Source organism: Achromobacter sp. ACM01 (assembly GCF_014851745.1).
In the GTDB taxonomy this organism is placed as follows: domain Bacteria; phylum Pseudomonadota; class Gammaproteobacteria; order Burkholderiales; family Burkholderiaceae_B; genus Achromobacter; species Achromobacter aegrifaciens.
Genome location: NZ_JACVAF010000001.1, coordinates 1,502,904 through 1,523,158, shown reverse-complemented (window position 1 = coordinate 1,523,158; position 20,255 = coordinate 1,502,904). Strand labels below are relative to the sequence as shown.

General features: G+C 67.3%; 17 protein-coding genes. 12 read left to right on the top strand and 5 right to left on the bottom strand.

Annotated elements, in window-relative coordinates; genetic code table 11:
* The first annotated feature begins 217 nt into the window (after nucleotides 1-217).
* On the top strand, nucleotides 218-640 hold the full coding sequence (locus IB268_RS07055) for a hypothetical protein (RefSeq protein ID WP_175163597.1): 423 nt from the start codon (nucleotides 218-220) through the stop codon (nucleotides 638-640).
* Nucleotides 641-1,606: 966 nt separating this feature from the next.
* Here the strand turns inward: IB268_RS07055 and IB268_RS07050 are convergent.
* Together IB268_RS07050 and IB268_RS07045 are read right to left on the bottom strand one after the other, a co-directional pair.
* Nucleotides 1,607-2,485 carry a dienelactone hydrolase family protein gene (locus IB268_RS07050; RefSeq protein WP_119452207.1) on the bottom strand — a complete coding sequence of 293 codons (879 nt, stop codon included), beginning with the start codon at nucleotides 2,483-2,485 and terminating at the stop codon, nucleotides 1,607-1,609.
* Nucleotides 2,486-2,548: 63 nt separating this feature from the next.
* The gene (locus IB268_RS07045; RefSeq protein WP_192354019.1) at nucleotides 2,549-6,175 is read right to left on the bottom strand and encodes a DUF748 domain-containing protein; all 3,627 of its coding nucleotides are present in this window, start codon (nucleotides 6,173-6,175) and stop codon (nucleotides 2,549-2,551) included.
* Nucleotides 6,176-6,346: 171 nt separating this feature from the next.
* On the opposite strand from IB268_RS07045, the gene moaC reads away from it, so the two are divergent.
* The 5 genes from moaC to glp are packed head-to-tail and all read left to right on the top strand — an operon-like array spanning nucleotide 6,347 to nucleotide 9,284.
* Nucleotides 6,347-6,835: a cyclic pyranopterin monophosphate synthase MoaC gene (gene moaC / locus IB268_RS07040; protein WP_042794830.1), complete on the top strand. Its 489-nt coding sequence runs from the start codon at nucleotides 6,347-6,349 to the stop codon at nucleotides 6,833-6,835.
* A complete protein-coding gene (locus IB268_RS07035) occupies nucleotides 6,816-7,067 on the top strand; it encodes a MoaD/ThiS family protein (protein ID WP_054451574.1) in 252 nt (83 codons plus the stop codon). Before moaC ends, IB268_RS07035 begins: the two co-directional genes overlap by 20 nt.
* A 5-nt stretch (nucleotides 7,068-7,072) precedes the next feature.
* Nucleotides 7,073-7,540 (top strand): molybdenum cofactor biosynthesis protein MoaE, encoded by a 468-nt coding sequence (locus IB268_RS07030; RefSeq protein WP_054451575.1) that lies wholly within the window; start codon nucleotides 7,073-7,075, stop codon nucleotides 7,538-7,540.
* Between the two features lie 13 nt (nucleotides 7,541-7,553).
* Nucleotides 7,554-8,075 (top strand): molybdenum cofactor biosynthesis protein B, encoded by a 522-nt coding sequence (moaB, locus tag IB268_RS07025; protein ID WP_054451576.1) that lies wholly within the window; start codon nucleotides 7,554-7,556, stop codon nucleotides 8,073-8,075.
* Between the two features lie 3 nt (nucleotides 8,076-8,078).
* Entirely contained in the window at nucleotides 8,079-9,284 is a 1,206-nt protein-coding gene (gene glp / locus IB268_RS07020; RefSeq protein ID WP_054451577.1) for a gephyrin-like molybdotransferase Glp, read from the top strand.
* Here glp and mobA read toward each other — a convergent pair.
* Genes mobA through IB268_RS07005 form a run of 3 tightly spaced genes read right to left on the bottom strand, consistent with a single transcriptional unit; the run spans nucleotide 9,269 to nucleotide 12,085 of the window.
* Nucleotides 9,269-9,883 carry a molybdenum cofactor guanylyltransferase MobA gene (gene mobA, locus IB268_RS07015; RefSeq protein WP_306652609.1) on the bottom strand — a complete coding sequence of 205 codons (615 nt, stop codon included), beginning with the start codon at nucleotides 9,881-9,883 and terminating at the stop codon, nucleotides 9,269-9,271. The two genes, glp and mobA, sit on opposite strands and share 16 nt — an antisense overlap.
* Complete coding sequence (gene moaA, locus IB268_RS07010) at nucleotides 9,876-10,970, bottom strand: GTP 3',8-cyclase MoaA (protein WP_119449253.1); 1,095 nt, start codon at nucleotides 10,968-10,970, stop codon at nucleotides 9,876-9,878. Before moaA ends, mobA begins: the two co-directional genes overlap by 8 nt.
* A gap of 35 nt (nucleotides 10,971-11,005) precedes the next feature.
* Nucleotides 11,006-12,085, bottom strand: coding sequence for a substrate-binding domain-containing protein (locus tag IB268_RS07005; RefSeq protein ID WP_054451578.1), 1,080 nt, complete (start codon nucleotides 12,083-12,085; stop codon nucleotides 11,006-11,008).
* Nucleotides 12,086-12,225: 140 nt separating this feature from the next.
* Between IB268_RS07005 and IB268_RS07000 the strand changes: the two genes are divergently transcribed.
* From IB268_RS07000 to IB268_RS06975, 6 genes are all read left to right on the top strand, one after another.
* Complete coding sequence (locus tag IB268_RS07000) at nucleotides 12,226-12,783, top strand: formate dehydrogenase subunit gamma (RefSeq protein WP_054451579.1); 558 nt, start codon at nucleotides 12,226-12,228, stop codon at nucleotides 12,781-12,783.
* Nucleotides 12,780-14,351, top strand: a complete 1,572-nt coding sequence (locus IB268_RS06995; protein WP_054451580.1) for an NADH-quinone oxidoreductase subunit NuoF — start codon at nucleotides 12,780-12,782, stop codon at nucleotides 14,349-14,351. Before IB268_RS07000 ends, IB268_RS06995 begins: the two co-directional genes overlap by 4 nt.
* A 13-nt stretch (nucleotides 14,352-14,364) precedes the next feature.
* Entirely contained in the window at nucleotides 14,365-17,241 is a 2,877-nt protein-coding gene (gene fdhF / locus IB268_RS06990; protein ID WP_054451581.1) for a formate dehydrogenase subunit alpha, read from the top strand.
* A gap of 29 nt (nucleotides 17,242-17,270) precedes the next feature.
* Complete coding sequence (gene fdhD / locus IB268_RS06985) at nucleotides 17,271-18,092, top strand: formate dehydrogenase accessory sulfurtransferase FdhD (RefSeq protein ID WP_192354018.1); 822 nt, start codon at nucleotides 17,271-17,273, stop codon at nucleotides 18,090-18,092.
* An 18-nt stretch (nucleotides 18,093-18,110) separates the two neighbouring features.
* Entirely contained in the window at nucleotides 18,111-18,368 is a 258-nt protein-coding gene (locus tag IB268_RS06980) for a formate dehydrogenase subunit delta (RefSeq protein ID WP_054451583.1), read from the top strand.
* Nucleotides 18,369-18,476: 108 nt separating this feature from the next.
* Complete coding sequence (locus IB268_RS06975) at nucleotides 18,477-20,144, top strand: OFA family MFS transporter (protein WP_054451584.1); 1,668 nt, start codon at nucleotides 18,477-18,479, stop codon at nucleotides 20,142-20,144.
* Nucleotides 20,145-20,255 lie beyond the last annotated feature (111 nt).

The window sequence follows — 20,255 nt, the reverse complement described above, 5'->3', positions numbered from 1 at the left end:
GCATTGGGGCAGGAGCGCCCCACAGGCTCCATCATAGTTCCTGCGCGGCCGCCTTGCTGGCCAGCCAGCGTCAGGGAAAGAAAGATGCACAGTCTGAAACGACTCCACACCAAGGCTACACGGGCGCGAAACGGCTGATTGCCATAATGTTGTGGTTGCAATCACCGCCCGCGCACGCCGCGCTGCCGGCTGGCGGGCATCTAGCGGAGATTCATCGATGCGCAAGATCTTGACTGGCCTGGCCCTGGCGCTGACCTCGGCCGCCACGGCCTGGGCGGCTCCCGATGCCGCCGAACAGGCCCAATACGACTCCTTCGTCATCGCCGCCGGCGCCTCCAACGGCGCCGCCCGCGCCTGCGGGGCTTCCGAACCCGATCTGGCCCAGCACCAGGCCACGGCCCGCAAGAACCTGCTGCAGTATGCGCAGGAATATGGCTTTCCTTCGGGCGGGTATGACGGGCTGTTCCAGAAGGGACAGGCGCAGGGAACGGCGATGATGGAAGAGATGAAGCGATCGGGGGTGGACGGGTGCCGGGGGGTGTTGGGCGGGTTTCAGGGGGAGAGGGTGATGGAGTATGAGGATATGAAGAGGGCGTTGGCGGAGGTTAGTGATGGGTTGCCGGGGGAGAAGGCGCAGTAGCAGGTTCTGTTTCTGTTTCTGAAGGTTCAGGTTCTTGAGACGCCAGTCGCGGCGGCGGGGCCAGAGGCGCGGGGCAACGATTGCGGTCCGGAGCCTTCGCTCCGGACTTCCCCTTCGTCATCTTCGTCACCGCCTTCGGTGGTTCCTTCAGATTCCCTCGGGCTTATCGACGCCCCGCGCCTCTGGCCCCGCCGCCGCGACTGGCTCTGCTGGTTGAAACTTCCTGGCCCCAGGGACGAACGGTGTGCTTAGGGTTCTCGCCGCCGGTGGGGTTTGGCGATGGATCTTGCGGGGCCCGCCCCCGGCCGGCCGCGCAGGCGGCCTCTGGGGGCTTACGCGGTGTCTTGCGATTCCCGATGGCGCTGCGCGCTGGTGAGGAGCGCTCTGGGATGTCACGGGCACTTTTTCATGACGGCCCATCAAAGCCCGTTGACAAGTCAATCGCCACTTGAACTCCAAAGCCGGATGGGTGGCGCGCGTACGGGTCTTCATGCGCAAACGGCTGCCCGCCGCGCGCCACCCATCACCGCCCCTCCCCCCTGACGGCGACGCCAGAAGAAATCCAATCGAGGCATGCGCGCCAGCGATCACAATCACACTTCAAATAATGACGTATGTATTAATCGGCCGCCCGCGCGGCCGATTAATACGGGCAGCCCAAGACTCTCCGCCGACCACAGCTCTAGCAACGCAACAAGCCAAGACGCACGCAGCCCGTCGGCGCGGGCGGCGTGGCGGCTCGCAACCTCGATGCGCCCGAGGGAATCTGAAGGAAAGGCCGAAGGCCTTGACGAAGATGACGACGGGGGAGTCCGGAGCGAACGCTCCGGACCGCAATCGTGGGCGCGAGCCGCCACGCCGCCCGCGACGACGGGCGACCTACGAAGACTCGTGGGACCTACGAAGACTCGTGCGCACTCATAGCGCCCAACAAGCCCCAAGAAGACCCAAACGAACCCACGAAGATCACAGCCCGTTCTGCTTGAACCAATCCAACATCCGCGTCCAAGCCTGCTCCGCCTCAGCCTTCCGATAAGAAGGCCGATAATCCGCATGAAACGCATGCGGCGCGTCCGGATACACATCGATCCGCGAAGCCTTCGCCGCCGCCGGCCCCTGCGCCAGTTCCAGCCGCATCTTGTCCACGTCCGCCATCGAAATCCCGGCGTCCTTGCCGCCATAGGCTCCCAGCACCTTCGCCTTCAGGTCGTTCACCTGGCTCAGCACCGATTTGGGCTTCAGTTCCGAAGGCTGCCCGCCCAACTGGCCGTACCAGGCCGCGCCGGCCTTGAGCTTCGGGTTGTGGGCCGCGTACAGCCAGACCTGGCGGCCGCCCCAGCAAAAGCCCACGATGCCCAGCCGGTCCGGATTGCCGCCGTTGGACGTGGCCCAGGCCGCGGTCGAGTCCAGGTCGGACATCACCTGCGCGTCCGGGACCTTGCCGATGATTTCCGCCTGCAACTTGGGGATCTCGGTGTACTTGGACGGATCGCCCTGGCGCGCGAACAGCTCGGGCGCGATGGCCAGATAGCCCTGGTGGGCCAGCCGCCGGCACACGTCCTGGATGTACTCGTGCACCCCGAAAATCTCCGACACCACCAGCACCGTGGGCAGGTCCTTCTTGCCCTTGGGCGCCGCGCGGTATGCCGGCATCTTGCCGTCCTTGACCGGGATGTCCACCTTGCCGGCGACAAGGCCGTTGACGTCCGTGGTGATCGTGGTCTGCGCCACGGCCTGTCCGGCAGCCAGCGAAAACCCCGTCGCCACCGTGGTGGCCATGAAACCCCGCCGGTTCAGCCGCAGGGGCGGCAGCAGGCTGTCGAAGTGCGCGTCCTGGTCATTCATCGAGAATCTCCTGGCAAAAAGCTGGCAGGGGCGGCTGGACGCCGCCTTCCGGACCAGCCTGGTTCACTTCAGGGAGAAGTCCACGCGCGAGGGTTGCCCCTCGTCCTTGATGCCATCCGCGTCCAGTTGCGGCGCAACGATGAACACGCGATCCGCGAGTCCTTCCTGGGCTTGCAGCTTCTCATAAACCGCCTGCGCGCGCGCATCGGCCAGTTGGCGCAACTGCTCGTCGCCCACCGGCGCCACGCTGCGCAGCATCTCCTCCATCTGCGCCGCCGGCACGGATTTGGACATGCCGATGAAGTTGCGCGGCTTGTCCTTGATGTCCGTGTCGTCGTAGACCTCTTCCAGATACTTGGCGCGCTCCGCACCCGAAACCTCGACGCCGGCCGGGTTCGGCTTCTTGCCGCGCGGCGCGACGTCCGCGGCCTTGGCGGCGCGGATCTTGGCGTCGACCCAGGCCTGGCGCAGGCCTTCCATGTCGGTCTTGGGATCGGCGCGGCCGCTGATGTCCATCTTCAGGGCCGGACGGTCCGTCAGCGCCTTGGTCAGCGTGTCGATGCGCTGCAGGCTGTCCTCGGTCAGCGCCGCGCTGCCCGGCGCAAACTCCACGTAGGACAGTTCTTCCCCGCCGCCGAAGGCCGAGGCCAGCAGACTGAAGGGCGAAGTCACCGCCTTGACCACCAGGTTCAGCAGCACGCGCACCACGATGCCGCCCACCGAGAACTCCGGATCGTCCAGCGAACCGGAAATCGGCAGGTTGATGTCGATGTTGCCGCGCGAGTCCTTCAGCAAGGCCACGGCCAGCAGCACCGGCAGCTTGGTCGCGTCGGGACTGTTGGTCTTGTCGCCGAAGGTCAGCTGGTTCAGCACCACATGGTTGGTGGCTTGCAGCGCGCGGTCCTTGATCTTGTATTCCAGGTCCACCGAGAGCTTGCCGCGCTTGATGGGGTAGCCCACGTACTTGGCCGAATAGGTATTGAAGCGCGGCAGGTCCACGCCCTTGGCCGAAGCCTTCAGGTCCAGCGACAGGTACTTGGCGAAAGGCTGCACCACCCCGCTGATCGACAGCGGCGCGGTGGTGTAGACGCGCCCGGTAACCTTGACCTTGGCGGGCTGGGGATTGGTGGACGACACCGCCGTGATCGAACCTTCGATGCTGGAGAGCTCGGCCACGTAGTTGGGCTTGACGAAGCGGTCCGTGAAGGTCATGCGGCCGCGGCTCAAGGTGACGCTGTTAACCGAGATGTCCGGCATGCCCCCGCCCCCCCCCTTTGCGGCGGGCGCGGCGGGTGGCGGCGCGGCGCTGCGGCCGGGCGTCTGGGTGTCCTGGGTGATGGAGCCCCCGGCCTGGCCGGGAGCCGCCACCAGGTCCATGACATTCAGGCGGCCTTGGGCGTTGAGCAGCACGCGGCCGTAGAAATCCTCGAGCGCGATGTCGCCCAGCTTGGCGCCGATCTTGTCGCCCGCCACCGAGATGTCCATGCCGGTAAAGCCCAGGCGCTTCCAGTTCAGGAAGTCATCCTTATTGACTCGGTCCTGCAGATCCACGCCGGTGACTTCGACGCCGCCCTTCCAGCTGGCCTTCATCGGCGCCGAACCGGCCGCGGCGGCGAACTCCGCGTTGCCCTTGGCGCCCAGCGTGATGGCGCGCACCGTGGCGTTCAGGCTGGAGGCCGCATAGGGCGCAAAGGACGCGACGTTCAGTTCCGACAAGTCCACGGAGGTTTTCACCGTCAGCGGCTGCGGCGTGAACGCGCCCTTGAGATCGAGCTTGCCATTGCCCTGGATGCCGGCGGCGGCCAGGGTGAAATTGCTCTGGCCCGGACCCATGGCCAGGCGGTCGGCGGTCACGCGCAGGCTTTGCAGCGCGATGTCCACGGCGGGCTTGAGGGATTCGTCGCGGGCCTTGAATTGGGTCAGGTCGGCCTGCACGGCGCTGGCGGATGCATCCACCGCGCCGTTCGTTTCCTTCACATGAACTTGCGCGCTGGCGGCCAGGCGGCCATCCAGCAGCGCGATCGGCGCCGCGTTGCGCACGGCCGGCGCCAGGGGCGCCAGCGCAATGTTGCCCAAGCGCACGCCCAGTTCCAGCGACAGCGGCTTCAGGACCAGCGGCCCTTTGGCGCGCAGCCAGCCGCCGTCGGTGCTGTTGTCCATGGTCAGCCACAAATTGATGGGCTGGCCGGACACCTGCGGCAGGGCCACGCCCTCGACCGTCGCGGCCAGGCCGGTCATCACGTAGTCCAGCTTGCTGACCGCGTCGGTGACGTAGACCTCGCCTTCGTGCAGATTGAAGGCATCCAGCTCGACCTTCCATTCAGCGGGCGCGGGCGCGGGCGCGGGCGCCGGCTGAGGCGCGGCGGCGTCCACGGCCGGGGTTCCTGCCGGAGTCGTGGCGGGCGGAGCAGCGGGCGCTCCCGCGGCGGCGGCCGCTGCTGCAGGCGCAGCGCCCTTGGCGGAGGGGTCCGAGGTTGCGCCCGCTGCGGCCGGTGCGCCCTGGGCCTGGGGCTGGGCCGGGGCCGCGGCGGGGCCGGCTTTGCCACCCGCCTTGGCCGGGTCCAGGCCGCTGGCCTTGCGCAGCTTGTCGGCCACCGGCGTGGCGGTCGGCTCCACGCCGCCCAATCGTTTCAACCCGGCGACCACGTCCAGCCAGTTCAGGTTGGCATTGGCGTAACGGCGCACGTGGATCTGCGGCGCCCACAGGCCCACCTCGCCCACATAGGCGTGGCGCGCAATGGGCTCCAGTTCCAGGCGGGTGACCGTCAGCGCGCTCCAGGCGACGAGATTTGCGCCAGCGGTGTCGCGCAGGTCCAGCCGCCGCAGGCCAAGGTCTCCGACCACGCGGATCTTGGGCGGCGCGTCCTTGGGCTGCTCGAACACCACTTGCAGGTTGGAATCCAGCAGCGCGCTTTCCACCTTGAACGGCAGCGGCATGGGCCAGACGTCCGCCCACTTTTCCAGTTGCAGCCCGTTGAAGGCCACGCGCAGCGTGGACGAGGGCACCTTGTCGAAGGGGCGCGCCACGCCGTTCAGATCAAAGGGGCTGCCGTTGATGCGCAGATGCACGCGCGGCTGCACATCGATGTCGGTGGCGTAGCCGAACGTGGAGATGAACGGCACGCCCACGCCCAGCTCGTCGACCACCTGCTTGCGGCCGGTGACCTTGTCATCCAGCGTGATCGTGCCATTCTCGATCACCATATTGTTCAGCGAGAAGCGCGGCAGCCCTTCGTCCGGCTTGGGCGGTTCTTCGGGCTGGGCGGCCGTCAATTCGGCCACTCGTTGCTGAATATCAGAGAAATTGAAGCGCGTGACGTCCTCGCGGACGATGGCGATGTTAGGCTCGCGCAGCGTCATTCGATCGACGACCGGCGCAAACCAGAACAGGGAAGTCCAGGCCGCGCTGACGTCCAGCTCGGCCAGCGTCAAGAGCGGCGTCTGCGAATCGGGCTGGGCCACGGCCAGGTCGCGCGCGCGGACGGTCAGCGTGAAGGGATTGAAGCTGATGTCGCCGACGGAGACGTCCCGCCCGATCATCTTGGAGACGTCCTGCACCAGGACGTTGTGCAGCACTTTGGGGACTTGCCAGGCGGCAACCCCGAAAAGGATCAGTACGAATGCCGCAATACCCAGAAGAATCTTGCCGACCCGGCGGGTTAACCGAAGCTTGGGCATCCGCAAGGGCATTGCGCGTCTCCTGATACGAATTGAAGGACGAGCGTTTCCGTCCTTCTAATGACTACAGGCGCGATTATCGCGCCCCCTGCACCGCTCGTCTATCATAGGCGTATCGATGGGCCGATCCGGCCAGCCGGGACCGCCCTTTTCAATCATTAACAATTATCGCTCCCGATTCCCATGTCCACGCCCACCCCAACCTTGAGCCACCTGGATGAAGCCGGGCAGGTCCGCATGGTCGACGTCATCGCCAAGACCGACACCGAGCGCGTGGCGATCGCCACCGCCAGCGTGCGCATGAACGCCGTCGCCTATGGCTTGCTGACCCAGCCGGGCCAGGGCAAAGGCGAAGTCCTCAACACCGCCCGCGTCGCCGCCATCCTGGCGGCCAAGCGCTGTGCCGACACCATCCCGCTGTGCCACAGCCTGCCGCTGGCCTTCGTCGGCGTCGAGTTCGCGCTGGACGACGCCGAACACCGCATCGACGTGCTAGCCACCTGCCGCACCAGCTACAAGACCGGCGTGGAAATGGAAGCCATGATGGCCTGCAGCGTCGCCGCACTGACCATCTACGACATGTGCAAGGCTGCCGACAAGGGCATCGTCATCGAGCAAGTTCGCCTTAAGTACAAGGCAGGAGGAAAAAGCGGTGAATGGCGCAACGATTAATCTTCTCTACTTCGCGCGCGTGGCCGAACTGGTCGGCAAGCGCTCCGAAGCCTGGCCACTGGAAGGCGAGTCCACCGGCGCGCAGCTGCTTGCCGCGCTGGGCGAACGCTACCCCCAGCTGGCGCCCTCCGCGCGCCTGAAGCTGGCCATCAACCAGACCCACTCCAAGCCGTCCGCGCCCATCCGCGCGGGCGACGAGGTCGCGGTATTCGAACCCGTCACCGGAGGTTGAACGCCATGATCAGCGTCCAGGAAGCCGACTTCGACGGCGCCGCGCTCACGGCCGCGCTGCGGGAGAGCGCCGGCCCGGGCGTGGGCGGCATCGTCACGTTCGTGGGCTATGTGCGCGACTACGCGCCCGACACGCCCACCGACACGCTCTTTCTCGAACACTACCCAGGCATGTGCGAACGTGAACTGGAAGAGATCGCCGCGACCGCCCGCGCGCGCTGGAACCTGGCCGGCACGGTCATCGTGCACCGGGTGGGCGCGCTGCACCGCAATGCCCAGATCGTCTTCGTCGCGGCGGCCAGCGCCCATCGCGGCGACGCCTTCCGCGGCTGCGAATACATCATCGACGCGCTCAAGACGCGCGCGCCCTTCTGGAAGCGCGAAACCCTCGCGGGCGGCAGCAGCTTCTGGGTGGAGCAACGCCAATCCGACCAGGACCGCACGCAGTCCTGGGATGAAGACACCACCGCCTAGAAGAGGAAAATCCATGAGCGACGAAAGCCTTGTTTCGCTGGCCTGCGCCGTGCTTACGGTCAGCGACACCCGCAGCGCGGGCGACGACACCTCCGGCAATCTGCTGGCCCATAGCCTCGCGCATGCCGGCCATCAGTGCGTGCGCCGCGACATCGTCAAGGACGACATCTATCAGATCCGCCGCATCATGAGCGACTGGATCGCCGATCCCGAGGTGCAGGTGATCCTGACCACGGGCGGCACGGGCTTCTCGCATCGCGACCACACGCCCGAGGCCATCATGCCCCTGCTTGACCGCGAGATTCCCGGCTTCGGCGAGCTGTTCCGCCAGATCTCCTATACCGAGATCGGCAGCTCCACCATCCAGTCGCGCGCCTTTGCCGGCTCGGCCAACCAGACGCTGATCTTCTGCCTGCCCGGCTCGAACAACGCCTGCGAAACCGCCTGGGCGCAGATCATCCGCGAGCAGCTGGACAGCAGTCACCGCCCCTGCAATTTCGCCACCCATTTCAAGCAACGCGAAGAAGACAACTGACCCATGCTGGATTTTGATCAAGCCCAGACCCTGCTGGCCAACGCCGCGGGGCCGCTGCAACGCAGCGAAGAGGTGAGCCTGGCCGATGCCGCCGGCCGCGTGCTGGCCGCCGATCTCACCGCCACCGTGGACATACCGCCTGCCGACAACAGCGCCATGGACGGCTATGCGCTGCGCGTGGCCGACTGGGGCGCCGGCGTGCGCCTGCCCATCCAGCAGCGCTGCTACGCGGGGGAAATGCCGGAACCTCTCAAGCCTGGCCACGCCATCCGCCTGTTCACCGGCAGCCTGATTCCCGAAGGCGCGGATACGGTCGTCATGCAGGAAGACACCACCGAAGCCGACGGCCAGGTGGAAATCTCGCGTGCGCCCAAGGCCGGCCAGCACATCCGCCGCCGCGGCGAAGACACCATGGCCGGCGCGCCGCTGCTGGCCGCGGGCACCGTACTTGAAGCCGCCCACGTGGCGCTGATGGCTTCGCAAGGCCTGGCCCGCGTGCAAGTCTTCGGCCAGTTGCGCGTGGGCATCCTGACCACCGGCGACGAGCTGGTGCTGCCCGGCCAGCCGCGCGCGGCCGAGCAGATCTACAACTCCAACGGCCCCATGCTGGCCGCCCTGGCGCGCGGCATGGGCGCCCTGCCCGTGCACGTGCTGCACGCCCGCGACACCGAGGCCGACCTGCACGCCGCATTCAAGACGCTGCTGGCCGATTGCGACCTGGTGGTGAGCGTGGGCGGCGTGTCGGTGGGCGAACGCGATCTGGTCAAGCCCGCGCTGGCCTCGCTGGGCGGCGAACTGGCGCTATGGAAGGTGCGCATGAAGCCGGGCAAGCCGGTGGCGCTGGCGCAGATCGACGGCAAGCCCGTGGTCGGCCTGCCCGGCAACCCGGTGTCGGCCTACGCCGTGTTCACCCTGCTGGTGACGCCGCTGATGCGCCGCATGCAGGGCCGCGAAACCTTGTTCCCGCCGACCAGCCTGCTGCCGCTGCGCACCGAGCATCCGCGCCAGGACAGCCGCGAAGAATTCCTGCGCGTGCAGCGCCGTCTGGCCGACGACGGCAGCGCCGAACTGGTGCCCTACGGCCATCAGGGTTCCGGGGTGATCAGCTCGCTGCCCTGGGCGACGGGCCTCGCCCGACTGCCGGCCGACGTGCAAGTGCAGGACAAGGACCGGGTCGCCTACTACGACCTGCGTCACTGGCTGGCGTAGCGCTCGGCCCGCGCCAGTTCATCTGGCGTGTTGACGTTCATGAAGGCATCGGGCGCGTCGTCGAAGCTGGCTTCGACCGCGCCCATCCTCGCCTGCCACAGCCCCACCTTGCGGTCCCCGGCCCGCAGGTACGCCAGCAGATCGGGCAATAGCGACGTGCGCAAGGCCATGCAGGCCGAATGGCGCTGTCCGTCCGCCACCGCATAGGCCATGGGCGCATTGGCGGACTCGGCCGCGCGCACCAGGCGCGCTGCCAGATCCTTGGGCAGGAACGGCGTATCGCAAGGCGCCACCACCAGCCAGGCCTCCTGGCGTGCGGCATCCAGGCCCGCGGCAATGCCCAGCAGCGGCCCTTGCCAGGCGCCCAGATCGGCTTCGCCGTCCTGCACGACGGCGCCGTAGCGGGCATAGAGATCCAGGTGACGATTGGCGCTGATGACGAGGCGCGACACCTGCGGCGCCAGGCGGCGCGCCACGTGCGCCACCATGGGCTCGCCGCGCAACACGACCAGGCCCTTGTCCTGTCCGTTCATGCGCGCGCCCTGGCCGCCCGCGAGGATCAGGCCGGCGATGCCCTTGCTGGCAAACGCTTCAGCCACCGATGTAGCTCATCTCGATCTTGCGCGCCGGGTCGGCCATGTTGCGGCCGCGCAGCTCGGAATAATGGTCGTTGCGCCCCGCCCAGATGCCCGCGATGATGCCGGCGAGTTCGGCATCGCTGGCCCCGTCGCGCAGCGGCGCGCGCAGGTCGTAGCCATCGTGCGCAAACAGGCACAGGAAGAGCTTGCCTTCCGGCGACAGGCGCGCGCGCGTACAGCCGCCGCAGAAGGCGTGCGTGACGCTGGAGATGACGCCGATCTCGCCGCCGCCGTCCAGGTAGCGCCAGCGTTCGGCCACGCGGCCCATTTCGCCGCTGGCCACGGGTTCCAGCGGATAGGCCGCGCCGATGCGGTCCAGCACTTCCTGGCTGGGCACCACCTCGGCAAGATTCCAGCCGTTGGTATTGCCCACGTCCATGTATTCGATGAAGCGCAGGATGTGGCCTGAATGGCGGAAGCGTTCGGCCATGGGCAGGATCTGCCCGTCGTTCAGGCCGCGTCGCACCACCATGTTGACCTTGACCGGCGCGAGCCCGGCCTCGGCCGCGGCGTCGACGCCGCGCAGCACGTCGTCGGGCGTGAAGCCGCTGTCGCTCATGCCCTGGAACATGGCCGGGTCCAACGCATCCAGGCTGACGGTGACACGCGTGAGCCCGGCGCTCTTGAGCGCCTCGGCCTTGCGCGCCAGCATGCTGCCGTTGGTGGTCAGGGTCAGGTCCAGCGGGCGGCCGGCGGGCGTACGCAGGTCGGCCAACTGGCCCACCAGGTTCTCGATATGCTTGCGCAGCAGCGGCTCGCCGCCCGTCAGGCGGATCTTCTCCACGCCCAATTGCGTGAAGATGCCCGCCAGGCGGCTGATTTCCTCGAACGACAGCAGCGCCGAATGCGGCATGAAGGTGTAGCTGCTGTCGAAGACTTCGCGCGGCATGCAGTAGGTGCAGCGGAAGTTGCAGCGGTCCGTGACCGAAATCCGCAGGTCGCGCAAGGGACGCGCGCGCTGGTCCAGCGCGGGCTGTCCGTGCGGCGGCAGTTCGCCGGGCGCCAGCGGGCCGCTGCGGCGATCGGCAAGAAAGATCACTTTGCTCATGGGAGCATCATATCCCGGCGCATCGCGTTTCGCGCTCATGGAAAGGCCTCCTGCAGCGACTGCAGCCTGCCGGTGTCGCGGGCGTCGTAGCCCGCCAACTGGCCGACGTAGCCGACGTAGTCCGGGCTGCGCATGATGGACAGCAGGTCACGCATGGCCGGCGTCTCCAGCGAGGCCTTGCGGATGGCGAAGAAATAGCGTTCCCGCACCAGCGGGATGAAGTCCAGTCCGAAGCGGCAGGCGGCCGTTTCCACCCCTACGCCCGTGTCGGCCATGCCGCTGGCGATGTGCGCGGCAATGGCCATATGGGTGAACTCGTTGGTTTCGTAGCCCTGGACCTCGCTGATCGAGACCCCCGCCCGCTGCAGCATCAGGCCCACCAGATAACGCGTGCTGGAGCCGATCTGGCGGTTGACGAAACGCACGTCGGGCCGCGCCAGGTCAGCCATGCCGCGTATGTGCTTGGGGTTGCCGGCGGTGACGAACAGGCCGGCATTGCGCACCGCCAGGTGGATCAGCATGTACTCGTCAGCATGCAGCCATTGGGCGTAGCGTTCCATGATGGGCGCTTCGAAATCGCCCAGCGGCACCTGGAAGCCCGCCAGGTCGCACTCGCGACGCTCCAGCGAGGCCAGCGCCTCGATGGCGGTGCGGTAGCGCAACTCCAGGCCCGGCTTGCGGTTGCCCATGTGCTGCATCAGCGACTCCACCGCGAAGCCGTGGCTGGCATGCAGCCGCAGATGCGGGCCGCTCTCGGGCAGCAGGCGCTCCAGCTCTTCCTGCAGTTCCGAGGCCATGCTGTCCAGCGTGGGCATCAGGCGCGCCTCGATGCGGCGATTGGCCCACAGCAGGCGCTGCGCGAACGGCGCCAGCTGCGTGCCCTGGCGGCGGTTGGTGATGAGCAACTGCGTACCGAAGATTGCCTCGAAACGGCGCAGCACGCCCCAGGCATGCCGGTACGACAGGCCACAGGCGCGACAGGCCCCGGCAATATTGCCAGTGGCATCGATCGCGGACAGCAGCGCCAGCATATCCTGCAATGGCACGGGTGCCGGGTCGTCGTCTCCGCCCAGGGTCCATTGCGGCCGCAGGCCGATACGGAACTTATATGTCATTTATTTCTTATTGAAGACGGTGAATTACCCCGTTAGAGTACACAAATAACGCGGTTGGAGGGAGTTTTATATGTTTTTTAAAACATATAACACCGAACAACATCCAGCCCGACACAACAGCAACACAGGAGGAGACCGACGTGCATCAGCGCGAGGCAACATCCGATCTGGCGTCCAGCGGCGGCGCCCGCGGCGGCCAGATGGCCCTGGACGCGGCCCAGGCGTCCCACACCCCGGCCATCGCGGCCACCGCCCGCATACTCGCCCGGCTGAAGGACCAGCCCGGCCCGCTGCTGCCCGTGCTGCACGCGGTCCAGCATGAACTGGGCTGTATTCCGGCCGCGGCGGTGCAGACCATCGCCGAGGCCCTGAACCTGTCCCGCGCCGAGGTCCACGGCGTCATCACCTTCTATCCGCATTTCCGCAGCGAACCCGCGGCGCGCCACACCCTGGAGGTCTGTCGCGCCGAAGCCTGTCAGGCCATGGGCGGCGAACATCTCGCCGCCCATGCGCGCACGGCGCTGGGCTGTGATTTCCACGCCAACAGCAAGAACGGCGATTTCACCCTGGAACCGGTGTACTGCCTGGGCCTGTGCGCCCAGTCGCCGGCGGTGATGATCGACGGGCGGCCCCATGCCCGCGTCACGCCGGAAAAGCTCGACCGACTGCTGGCCCGCACGCGGGAGGCGCAATCATGAGCTCCCCCATTGTCATCTACGTGCCGCGCGACGCCGCGGCGCTGGCCATGGACGCCGACACGGTGGCGCGCGACATCGAACGCGCCGCCGACGCCCGCGGTCTGTCCGTGCAGATCGTGCGCAACGGCTCGCGCGGCCTGCTGTGGCTGGAACCCATGGTCGAAATCACTACCCCGCAAGGCCGCATCGCCTACGGGCCGGTGCAGCCCGAAGACGTCGCCGCGCTGTTCGACGCCGGCTGGCTAAGTGGCGGCGAGCACCCGCTGCGCCTGGGCCTGACCGAAGAAATCCCCTATCTGAAGCACCAGGAACGCCTGACCTTCGCCCGCGTCGGCGTGACCGATCCGCTGTCCCTGCAGGACTACGCCGCCCATGGCGGCCTGCAGGGCCTGCAACGCGCCCTGGCCATGGAGCCCGGGCAGATCGTCGACGAAATGGTGGCTTCGGGCCTGCGCGGCCGCGGCGGCGCGGCGTTTCCGACCGGCATCAAATGGAAGACAGTCGCAGGCACCCCCGGCGACCAGAAGTACATCGTCTGCAACGCCGACGAAGGCGACTCCGGCACCTTCGCCGACCGCCTGCTGATGGAAGGCGACCCCTATGTGCTGATCGAAGGCATGACCATCGCCGGCCTGGCGGTGGGCGCCACCTACGGCTACATCTACGTGCGTTCGGAATATCCGCAAGCGATCGACACGCTGGAAGCCGCCATCGCGCGGGCGCGCAGCGTGGGCTGGCTGGGCGATGACGTGCACGGCAGCGGCCGCCGCTTCGACATGGAAGTGCGCAAGGGCGCGGGCGCCTACATCTGCGGCGAGGAAACCTCGCTGCTGGAAAGCATCGAGGGCAAGCGCGGCGTGGTCCGCGCCAAGCCGCCGCTGCCGGCGATCTCCGGCCTGTTCGGCAAGCCCACGGTCATCAACAACGTGATTTCTCTGGCCACCGTACCCATCATCCTGGCCAAGGGCGCGGCCTATTACCGCGACTACGGCGTGGGCCGCTCGCACGGCACGCTGCCGTTCCAGCTGGCCGGCAACCTCAAGCACGGCGGCCTGGTCGAAAAGGCCTTCGGCCTGAGCCTGCGCGACCTGCTGTACGGTTTCGGCGGCGGCAGCGCCTCCGGCCGGCCGCTGCGCGCGGTGCAGGTGGGCGGCCCGCTGGGCGCCTACCTGCCGGAATCGCAATGGGACGTGCCGCTGGACTACGAGGCCTATATCCAGATATCCGCCATGGTCGGCCATGGCGGCTTGGTGGCCTTCGACGACACCGTCGACATGGCGCGCATGGCGCGCTATGCGATGGAGTTCTGCGCCATCGAATCCTGCGGCAAATGCACGCCCTGCCGCATCGGCTCCACCCGCGGCGTGGAAACCATAGACAAGATCGTCGCGGGCGGCCCCGGCCGCGAGCAGCAGGTGCATCTGCTGCGCGACCTGTGCGACACGATGCTGGGCGGCTCGCTGTGCGCCCTGGGGGGCATGGCGCCCTACCCGGTGCTGTCGGCGCTGAACCACTTCCCGCAGGACTTCGGCATCGAGTCCTCCCAGTCTGCCGCGCACGCGGCCTGAACCCGAGACCGACATGCTAGAAACCGTCATCAAGCGCGATCGCGACCTGGGCACGCCGGCGCGCGAGTCCGCCGTAACCGTCACCCTGACCATAGACGGCCAGGAAATCACGGTGCCCGAAGGCACCTCGCTGATGCGCGCGGCCGCCGAGGCCGGCATCAACATTCCCAAGCTGTGCGCGACCGACAGCCTGGAGCCCTTCGGCTCGTGCCGGCTGTGCCTGGTGCAGATCGAAGGCCGCCGCGGCTATCCGGCCTCGTGCACCACCCCCGCCGAGAACGGCATGGTGGTCTACACCGAAACCCCCAAGCTGCACGACCTGCGCCGCGGCGTGATGGAGCTGTACATCTCCGACCATCCGCTGGACTGCCTGACCTGCCCGGCCAACGGCGACTGCGAGCTGCAGGACATGGCCGGCGTGGTGGGCCTGCGCAACGTGCGCTACGGCTACGACGGCGCCAACCACCTGAAGAGCGAAAAGGACGAATCCAATCCGTACTTCACCTATGACGCGTCCAAGTGCATCGTCTGCAACCGCTGCGTGCGCGCCTGCGAGGAAACCCAGGGCACCTTCGCCCTGACGATCTCCGGCAAGGGCTTCGAGTCGCGCGTGTCGCCGGGGCAGGACCAGCCCTTCCTGGACAGTGAATGCGTGTCCTGCGGCGCCTGCGTGCAAGCCTGTCCGACCTCCACCCTGCAGGAAAAGACCGTCATCATGATGGGCCAGGCCGAACACTCGGTCGTGACCACCTGCGCCTACTGCGGCGTGGGCTGCGGCTTCAAGGCCGAGATGAAGGGCCAGGAAGTGGTGCGCATGGTGCCCTGGAAGGACGGCCAGGCCAACCGCGGCCATTCCTGCGTCAAGGGCCGCTTCGCCTGGGGCTACGCCACGCACAAGGAACGCGTGCTCAAGCCCATGATCCGCAAGCACATCACCGACTCCTGGAAGGAAGTGTCCTGGGACGAGGCGATCAACTATGCGGCCTCCGAATTCCGCCGCATCCAGGGCCAGTACGGCCGCGATGCGGTCGGCGGCATCACCTCTTCGCGCTGCACCAACGAAGAGACCTGGCTGGTGCAGAAGCTGGTACGCGCGGCCTTCGGCACCAACAACGTCGACACCTGCGCGCGGGTCTGCCACTCGCCCACGGGCTACGGCCTGAAGCAGACGCTGGGCGAATCCGCCGGCACCCAGACCTTCGATTCCGTCATGCACACCGACGTGGTCATCGTGATGGGCGCCAACCCCAGCAGCGGTCATCCGGTGTTCGCCTCGCGCTTGAAGCGCCGCCTGCGCCAGGGCGCGCGCCTGATCGTGATCGATCCGCGCCGCATCGAACTGGTCAGCTCGCCGCACATCAAGGCCGACTTCCACCTGCAAGTGCGCCCCGGCACCAACACCGCCCTGCTGTCCTCGTTGGCCCACGTGATCGCCACCGAAAACCTGATCGCCGAGGACTTCGTGGCCGAGCGCTGCGAAGCCAAGGCCTTCAAGGAATGGCGCGACTTCGTCTCGCTGCCAGAGAATTCGCCGGAAGCCATGGAAGAGATCACCGGCGTGCCGGCGCAGGCGGTGCGCGGCGCGGCGCGCCTGTACGCCACCGGCGGCAACGGCTCGATCTACTACGGCCTGGGCGTAACCGAACACAGCCAGGGCTCCACCACCGTCATGGCCATCGCCAACCTGGCCATGGCCACCGGCAACATCGGCCGCGAAGGCGTGGGCGTGAATCCGCTGCGCGGGCAGAACAACGTGCAGGGTTCGTGCGACATGGGCTCGTTCCCGCATGAGCTGCCGGGCTACCGCCACATCTCCGACAACACGGTGCGCGCGCAGTTCGAACAGGACTGGGGCGTGACCCTGCAGCCGGAACCCGGCCTGCGCATCCCCAACATGTTCGAGGCTGCGCTGGGCGGTTCGTTCAAGGGCCTGTATTGCCAGGGCGAAGACATCGTGCAGTCGGACCCCAACACGCAGCACGTGGCGGCGTCCCTCGCTGCCATGGAATGCATCGTGGTGCAGGACCTGTTCCTGAACGAAACGGCCAAGTACGCCCACGTGTTCCTGCCCGGCTCCTCGTTCCTCGAAAAGGACGGCACCTTCACCAACGCCGAGCGCCGCATCTCGCGCGTGCGCAAGGTCATGGAACCCAAGAACGGCAAGTCCGACTGGGAAGTGACGGTGGCGCTGTCCAACGCGCTGGGCTACCCCATGAACTACAAGCATCCCAGCGAGATCATGGACGAGATCGCGCGCCTGACGCCGACCTTCACCGGCGTCAGCTACGAAAAGCTGGACAAGCAGGGCAGCCTGCAATGGCCCTGCAACGAAGAAGCGCCCGATGGCACGCCCATCATGCACATCGACGAGTTCGTGCGCGGCAAGGGCAAGTTCATGATCACGAAGTACGTGCCCACGGACGAGCGCAGCACGCGCCGCTTCCCGCTTCTGCTGACCACGGGCCGCATCCTGTCGCAGTACAACGTGGGCGCGCAGACCCGGCGCACCCCCAACGTCATGTGGCATGGCGAGGACGTGCTGGAACTGCATCCGCAGGACGCCGAGGACCGCGGCGTGAAGGACGGCGACTGGGTCGGCATCCAGAGCCGCGCGGGCGAGACCGTGTTGCGGGCCACGCTGACCGACAGGGTGCAGCCGGGCGTGGTATACACCACCTTCCATTTTCCCGAGTCCGGCGCCAACGTCGTCACCACCGACAGCTCCGACTGGGCCACCAACTGCCCCGAATACAAAGTGACGGCCGTGCAGGTCACGCGCGTGTCGCAGCCTTCGGAGTGGCAACGCCAGTGGTCGCGCTTTGCGGACATCCAGCAAAAGCTGCTGCGCGAGCGTTCGCGAGAAAGCGAGGCGGCGCTGACCGGGAAATAACCGCCAGCCCGAAACGCCAGGACGCCGACATGCCCACGCCACCGCCTTCCCGCCCCGATTGCACGCAGGTACAGGTCACCCGCGTGCGGGGCGGTGTCCTGGTCCCCGAGGTCGAAACCGACTTCGTGGCCGAGGAAACCCCGGTGGCGCTGGAGTTCAACGGCATCAGTCACGCCACCATGCTGGCCACGCCGGCCGACCTGGAAGACTTCGCGGTCGGCTTCGCGCTGTCCGAAGGCATCGTCGACGGCATCAGCGACGTGCGCGGCATCGACCTGCTGCCGCAATGCGACGGCATCGTGGTCCAGCTGGAAATTTCCACTGCCTGTGAAGTGCGGCTGAAGTCCCGCCGCCGCGCCATGGCCGGGCGCACCGGCTGCGGCCTGTGCGGCGTGGAAACGTTGCCCGAAGTGCTGCGGCCTGTCGCGCCCGTCACCAACGGCTCGCCCGTGCGCATCCAGGCCGTGCTGGCCGCCATGCGCGACATGCGGGCGCGCCAGGCGCTGCACGACATCACGGGCGCCACCCACGCCGCCGGCTGGGCGGGCGCCGATGGCGCCGTCGCGCTGGTGCGCGAGGACGTGGGCCGCCACAACGCGCTGGACAAACTGATAGGTGCACTGGCACGCCAGGCCATGCATGCTGGCGACGGCATCGTGGTGGTGTCCAGCCGCGCCAGCTTCGAAATGGTGCAGAAGACCGCCGCCGCCGGCGTCGGGGTGCTGGCATCCGTCTCCGCACCCACCGCGCTCGCCATCCGCCTGGCCGATGAAGCCAACGTCAGCCTGCTGGGTTTTCTACGCGGCGACGACGCCACACTGTACTCACACCCCCAACGCATCATCTCCTGAACCGGACTTCACGCAAGCATGGAAATCGGCAACCTGATCCGCATGGCCAACCGCATCGGCCAATTCTTCGAAGCCATGCCCGACCGGCCCGAGGCCCTGGAGGGCGTGGCCAACCATATCCACAAGTTCTGGGAGCCGCGCATGCGCAATGAGCTCCTGAACTTTCTCGAACAAAACCCCGACGGCGACGCCGGCGGGGAACGCCTGCACCCGCTGGTGCTGGAAGCGGTCACCCAGAACCGCCAGCGCCTCACACCGCTGGCCCGCGTGGCGTAACGCGTCGGCGGCAGGCAAGACGGCAGGAACAATCACAAGAAAAGGCGGCGGGACCGGCCGGATGCCGGACCACGCGCGCCAATGAGCGGCCCCCAAAGAGGAGACAACATGCAAAGCACTGCCACGCTGGACCTGCCCGGTTCGAAGCCGGGTTTTTTCGATAAGGAACGCACCATCGCCGGACCGGGCTTCTCGCGCTGGCTGGTTCCCCCGGCCGCCTTGGCCATCCACCTGTGCATCGGCATGGCCTACGGTTTCTCGGTGTTCTGGCTGCCGTTGTCCAAGGTCGTGGGCGGCGCCAAGCCGCTGGCCTGCCCCGCGGACATGAGCCTCGCAGCCGAGCTGTTCGCCACCAACTGCGACTGGAAGATCTCGACCATGGGGTGGATGTACACCCTGTTCTTCGTGCTGCTGGGCTGCTCGGCCGCGCTGTGGGGCGGCTGGCTGGAACGCGCGGGCCCGCGCAAGGCGGGCGTGGTGTCGGCCCTGTGCTGGTGTGGCGGCCTGGTCATTTCGGCCATCGGCGTGTACCTGCACCAGATGTGGATGCTGTGGCTGGGCTCGGGCGTCATCGGCGGCATCGGCCTGGGACTGGGCTACATCTCGCCCGTGAGCACGCTGATCAAGTGGTTCCCCGACCGCCGCGGCATGGCCACGGGCATGGCCATCATGGGCTTTGGCGGCGGCGCCATGATAGGCGCGCCGCTGGCCGACCTGCTGATGCGCCACTTCGCCACGCCTGAATCGCCGGGCGTCTGGCAGACCTTCCTGACCATGGCCGCGGTGTACTTCGTCTTCATGATGTCGGGTGCGCTGGGCTACCGCGTGCCGCCGACCGGCTGGAAGCCCGAGGGCTGGACCGCCCCGGCCAAGCATGCCGGCAACGCCATGATCACGAAGGGCCACGTCCATGTGCAGCGCGTCTGGGGCGTGCCGCAGTTCTGGCTGGTGTGGTGGGCGCTGTGCCTGAACGTCACGGCGGGCATCGGCATACTGGGCATGGCCTCGCCGCTGCTGCAGGAAGTGTTCGGCGGCGGCCTGATCAACCAGCCTGAACTGGGCTACTCGCAACTGGACAAGAGCCAGTTGGCGGCCATCGCCGCCATCGCCGCCGGCTTCACCGGCCTGCTCAGCCTGTTCAACATCGGCGGCCGCTTCTTCTGGGCCAGCCTGTCCGACAAGCTGGGCCGCAAGACCACCTACTTCATCTTCTTCGTGCTGGGCTTCGCGCTGTATTCGGCCATCCCCTGGACCGCGCACATCGGCGCGCTGGCCCTGTTCGTGGCCGCCTTCTGCATCATCCTGTCCATGTACGGCGGCGGCTTCTCCACCGTGCCGGCGTACCTGGCCGACCTGTTCGGCACGCAGATGGTCGGCGCCATCCATGGACGGCTGCTGACGGCCTGGTCGGCGGCGGGCATCTTCGGACCGGTGCTGGTGAACTACATCCGCGAATACCAGCTGTCCATCGGCGTGCCGCGCGCCCAGGTGTACGACATCACCATGTACATCCTGGCCGGGATGCTGGTGCTGGGCTTTCTGTGCAACCTGGCGATCCGGCCCGTGAACCCCAAGTACTTCATGAATGACGAGGAACTGGCGCGCGAGAAGGCGCTGGCCCACGAACGCGCCGTCGCCACGGAAACGCACGGGGTCGGAACATCCGCGTTCCGCACGCCGGCGGCGCTGGTGGTGTTTGCCTGGGCTTGCGTCGGCATCCCCCTGGCCTGGGGCATCTGGATCACGCTGCAGAAGGCGGTGGTGCTGTTCCACTGAGCCCAAGCGGACGCCGCGACGGGGCGCGAAGCTGCTACATTGGCAGCCCGCGCCCCTTCTTTTTTGCTTTATCCATGACCACCCTGCCCCGCGCGCCCCGCCTTGCTGGAG

Bases quoted from the DNA above. Each gene is read 5' to 3' on its own strand.
- IB268_RS07055 (WP_175163597.1), top strand. From the start codon at position 218: ATGCGCAAGATCTTGACTGGCCTGGCCCTGGCGCTGACCTCGGCCGCC.
- IB268_RS07050 (WP_119452207.1), bottom strand. From the start codon at position 2,485: ATGAATGACCAGGACGCGCACTTCGACAGCCTGCTGCCGCCCCTGCGG.
- IB268_RS07045 (WP_192354019.1), bottom strand. From the start codon at position 6,175: ATGCCCTTGCGGATGCCCAAGCTTCGGTTAACCCGCCGGGTCGGCAAG.
- moaC (WP_042794830.1), top strand. From the start codon at position 6,347: ATGTCCACGCCCACCCCAACCTTGAGCCACCTGGATGAAGCCGGGCAG.
- IB268_RS07030 (WP_054451575.1), top strand. From the start codon at position 7,073: ATGATCAGCGTCCAGGAAGCCGACTTCGACGGCGCCGCGCTCACGGCC.
- moaB (WP_054451576.1), top strand. From the start codon at position 7,554: ATGAGCGACGAAAGCCTTGTTTCGCTGGCCTGCGCCGTGCTTACGGTC.
- glp (WP_054451577.1), top strand. From the start codon at position 8,079: ATGCTGGATTTTGATCAAGCCCAGACCCTGCTGGCCAACGCCGCGGGG.
- moaA (WP_119449253.1), bottom strand. From the start codon at position 10,970: ATGAGCAAAGTGATCTTTCTTGCCGATCGCCGCAGCGGCCCGCTGGCG.
- IB268_RS07005 (WP_054451578.1), bottom strand. From the start codon at position 12,085: ATGACATATAAGTTCCGTATCGGCCTGCGGCCGCAATGGACCCTGGGC.
- IB268_RS06995 (WP_054451580.1), top strand. From the start codon at position 12,780: ATGAGCTCCCCCATTGTCATCTACGTGCCGCGCGACGCCGCGGCGCTG.
- fdhF (WP_054451581.1), top strand. From the start codon at position 14,365: ATGCTAGAAACCGTCATCAAGCGCGATCGCGACCTGGGCACGCCGGCG.
- fdhD (WP_192354018.1), top strand. From the start codon at position 17,271: ATGCCCACGCCACCGCCTTCCCGCCCCGATTGCACGCAGGTACAGGTC.
- IB268_RS06980 (WP_054451583.1), top strand. From the start codon at position 18,111: ATGGAAATCGGCAACCTGATCCGCATGGCCAACCGCATCGGCCAATTC.
- IB268_RS06975 (WP_054451584.1), top strand. From the start codon at position 18,477: ATGCAAAGCACTGCCACGCTGGACCTGCCCGGTTCGAAGCCGGGTTTT.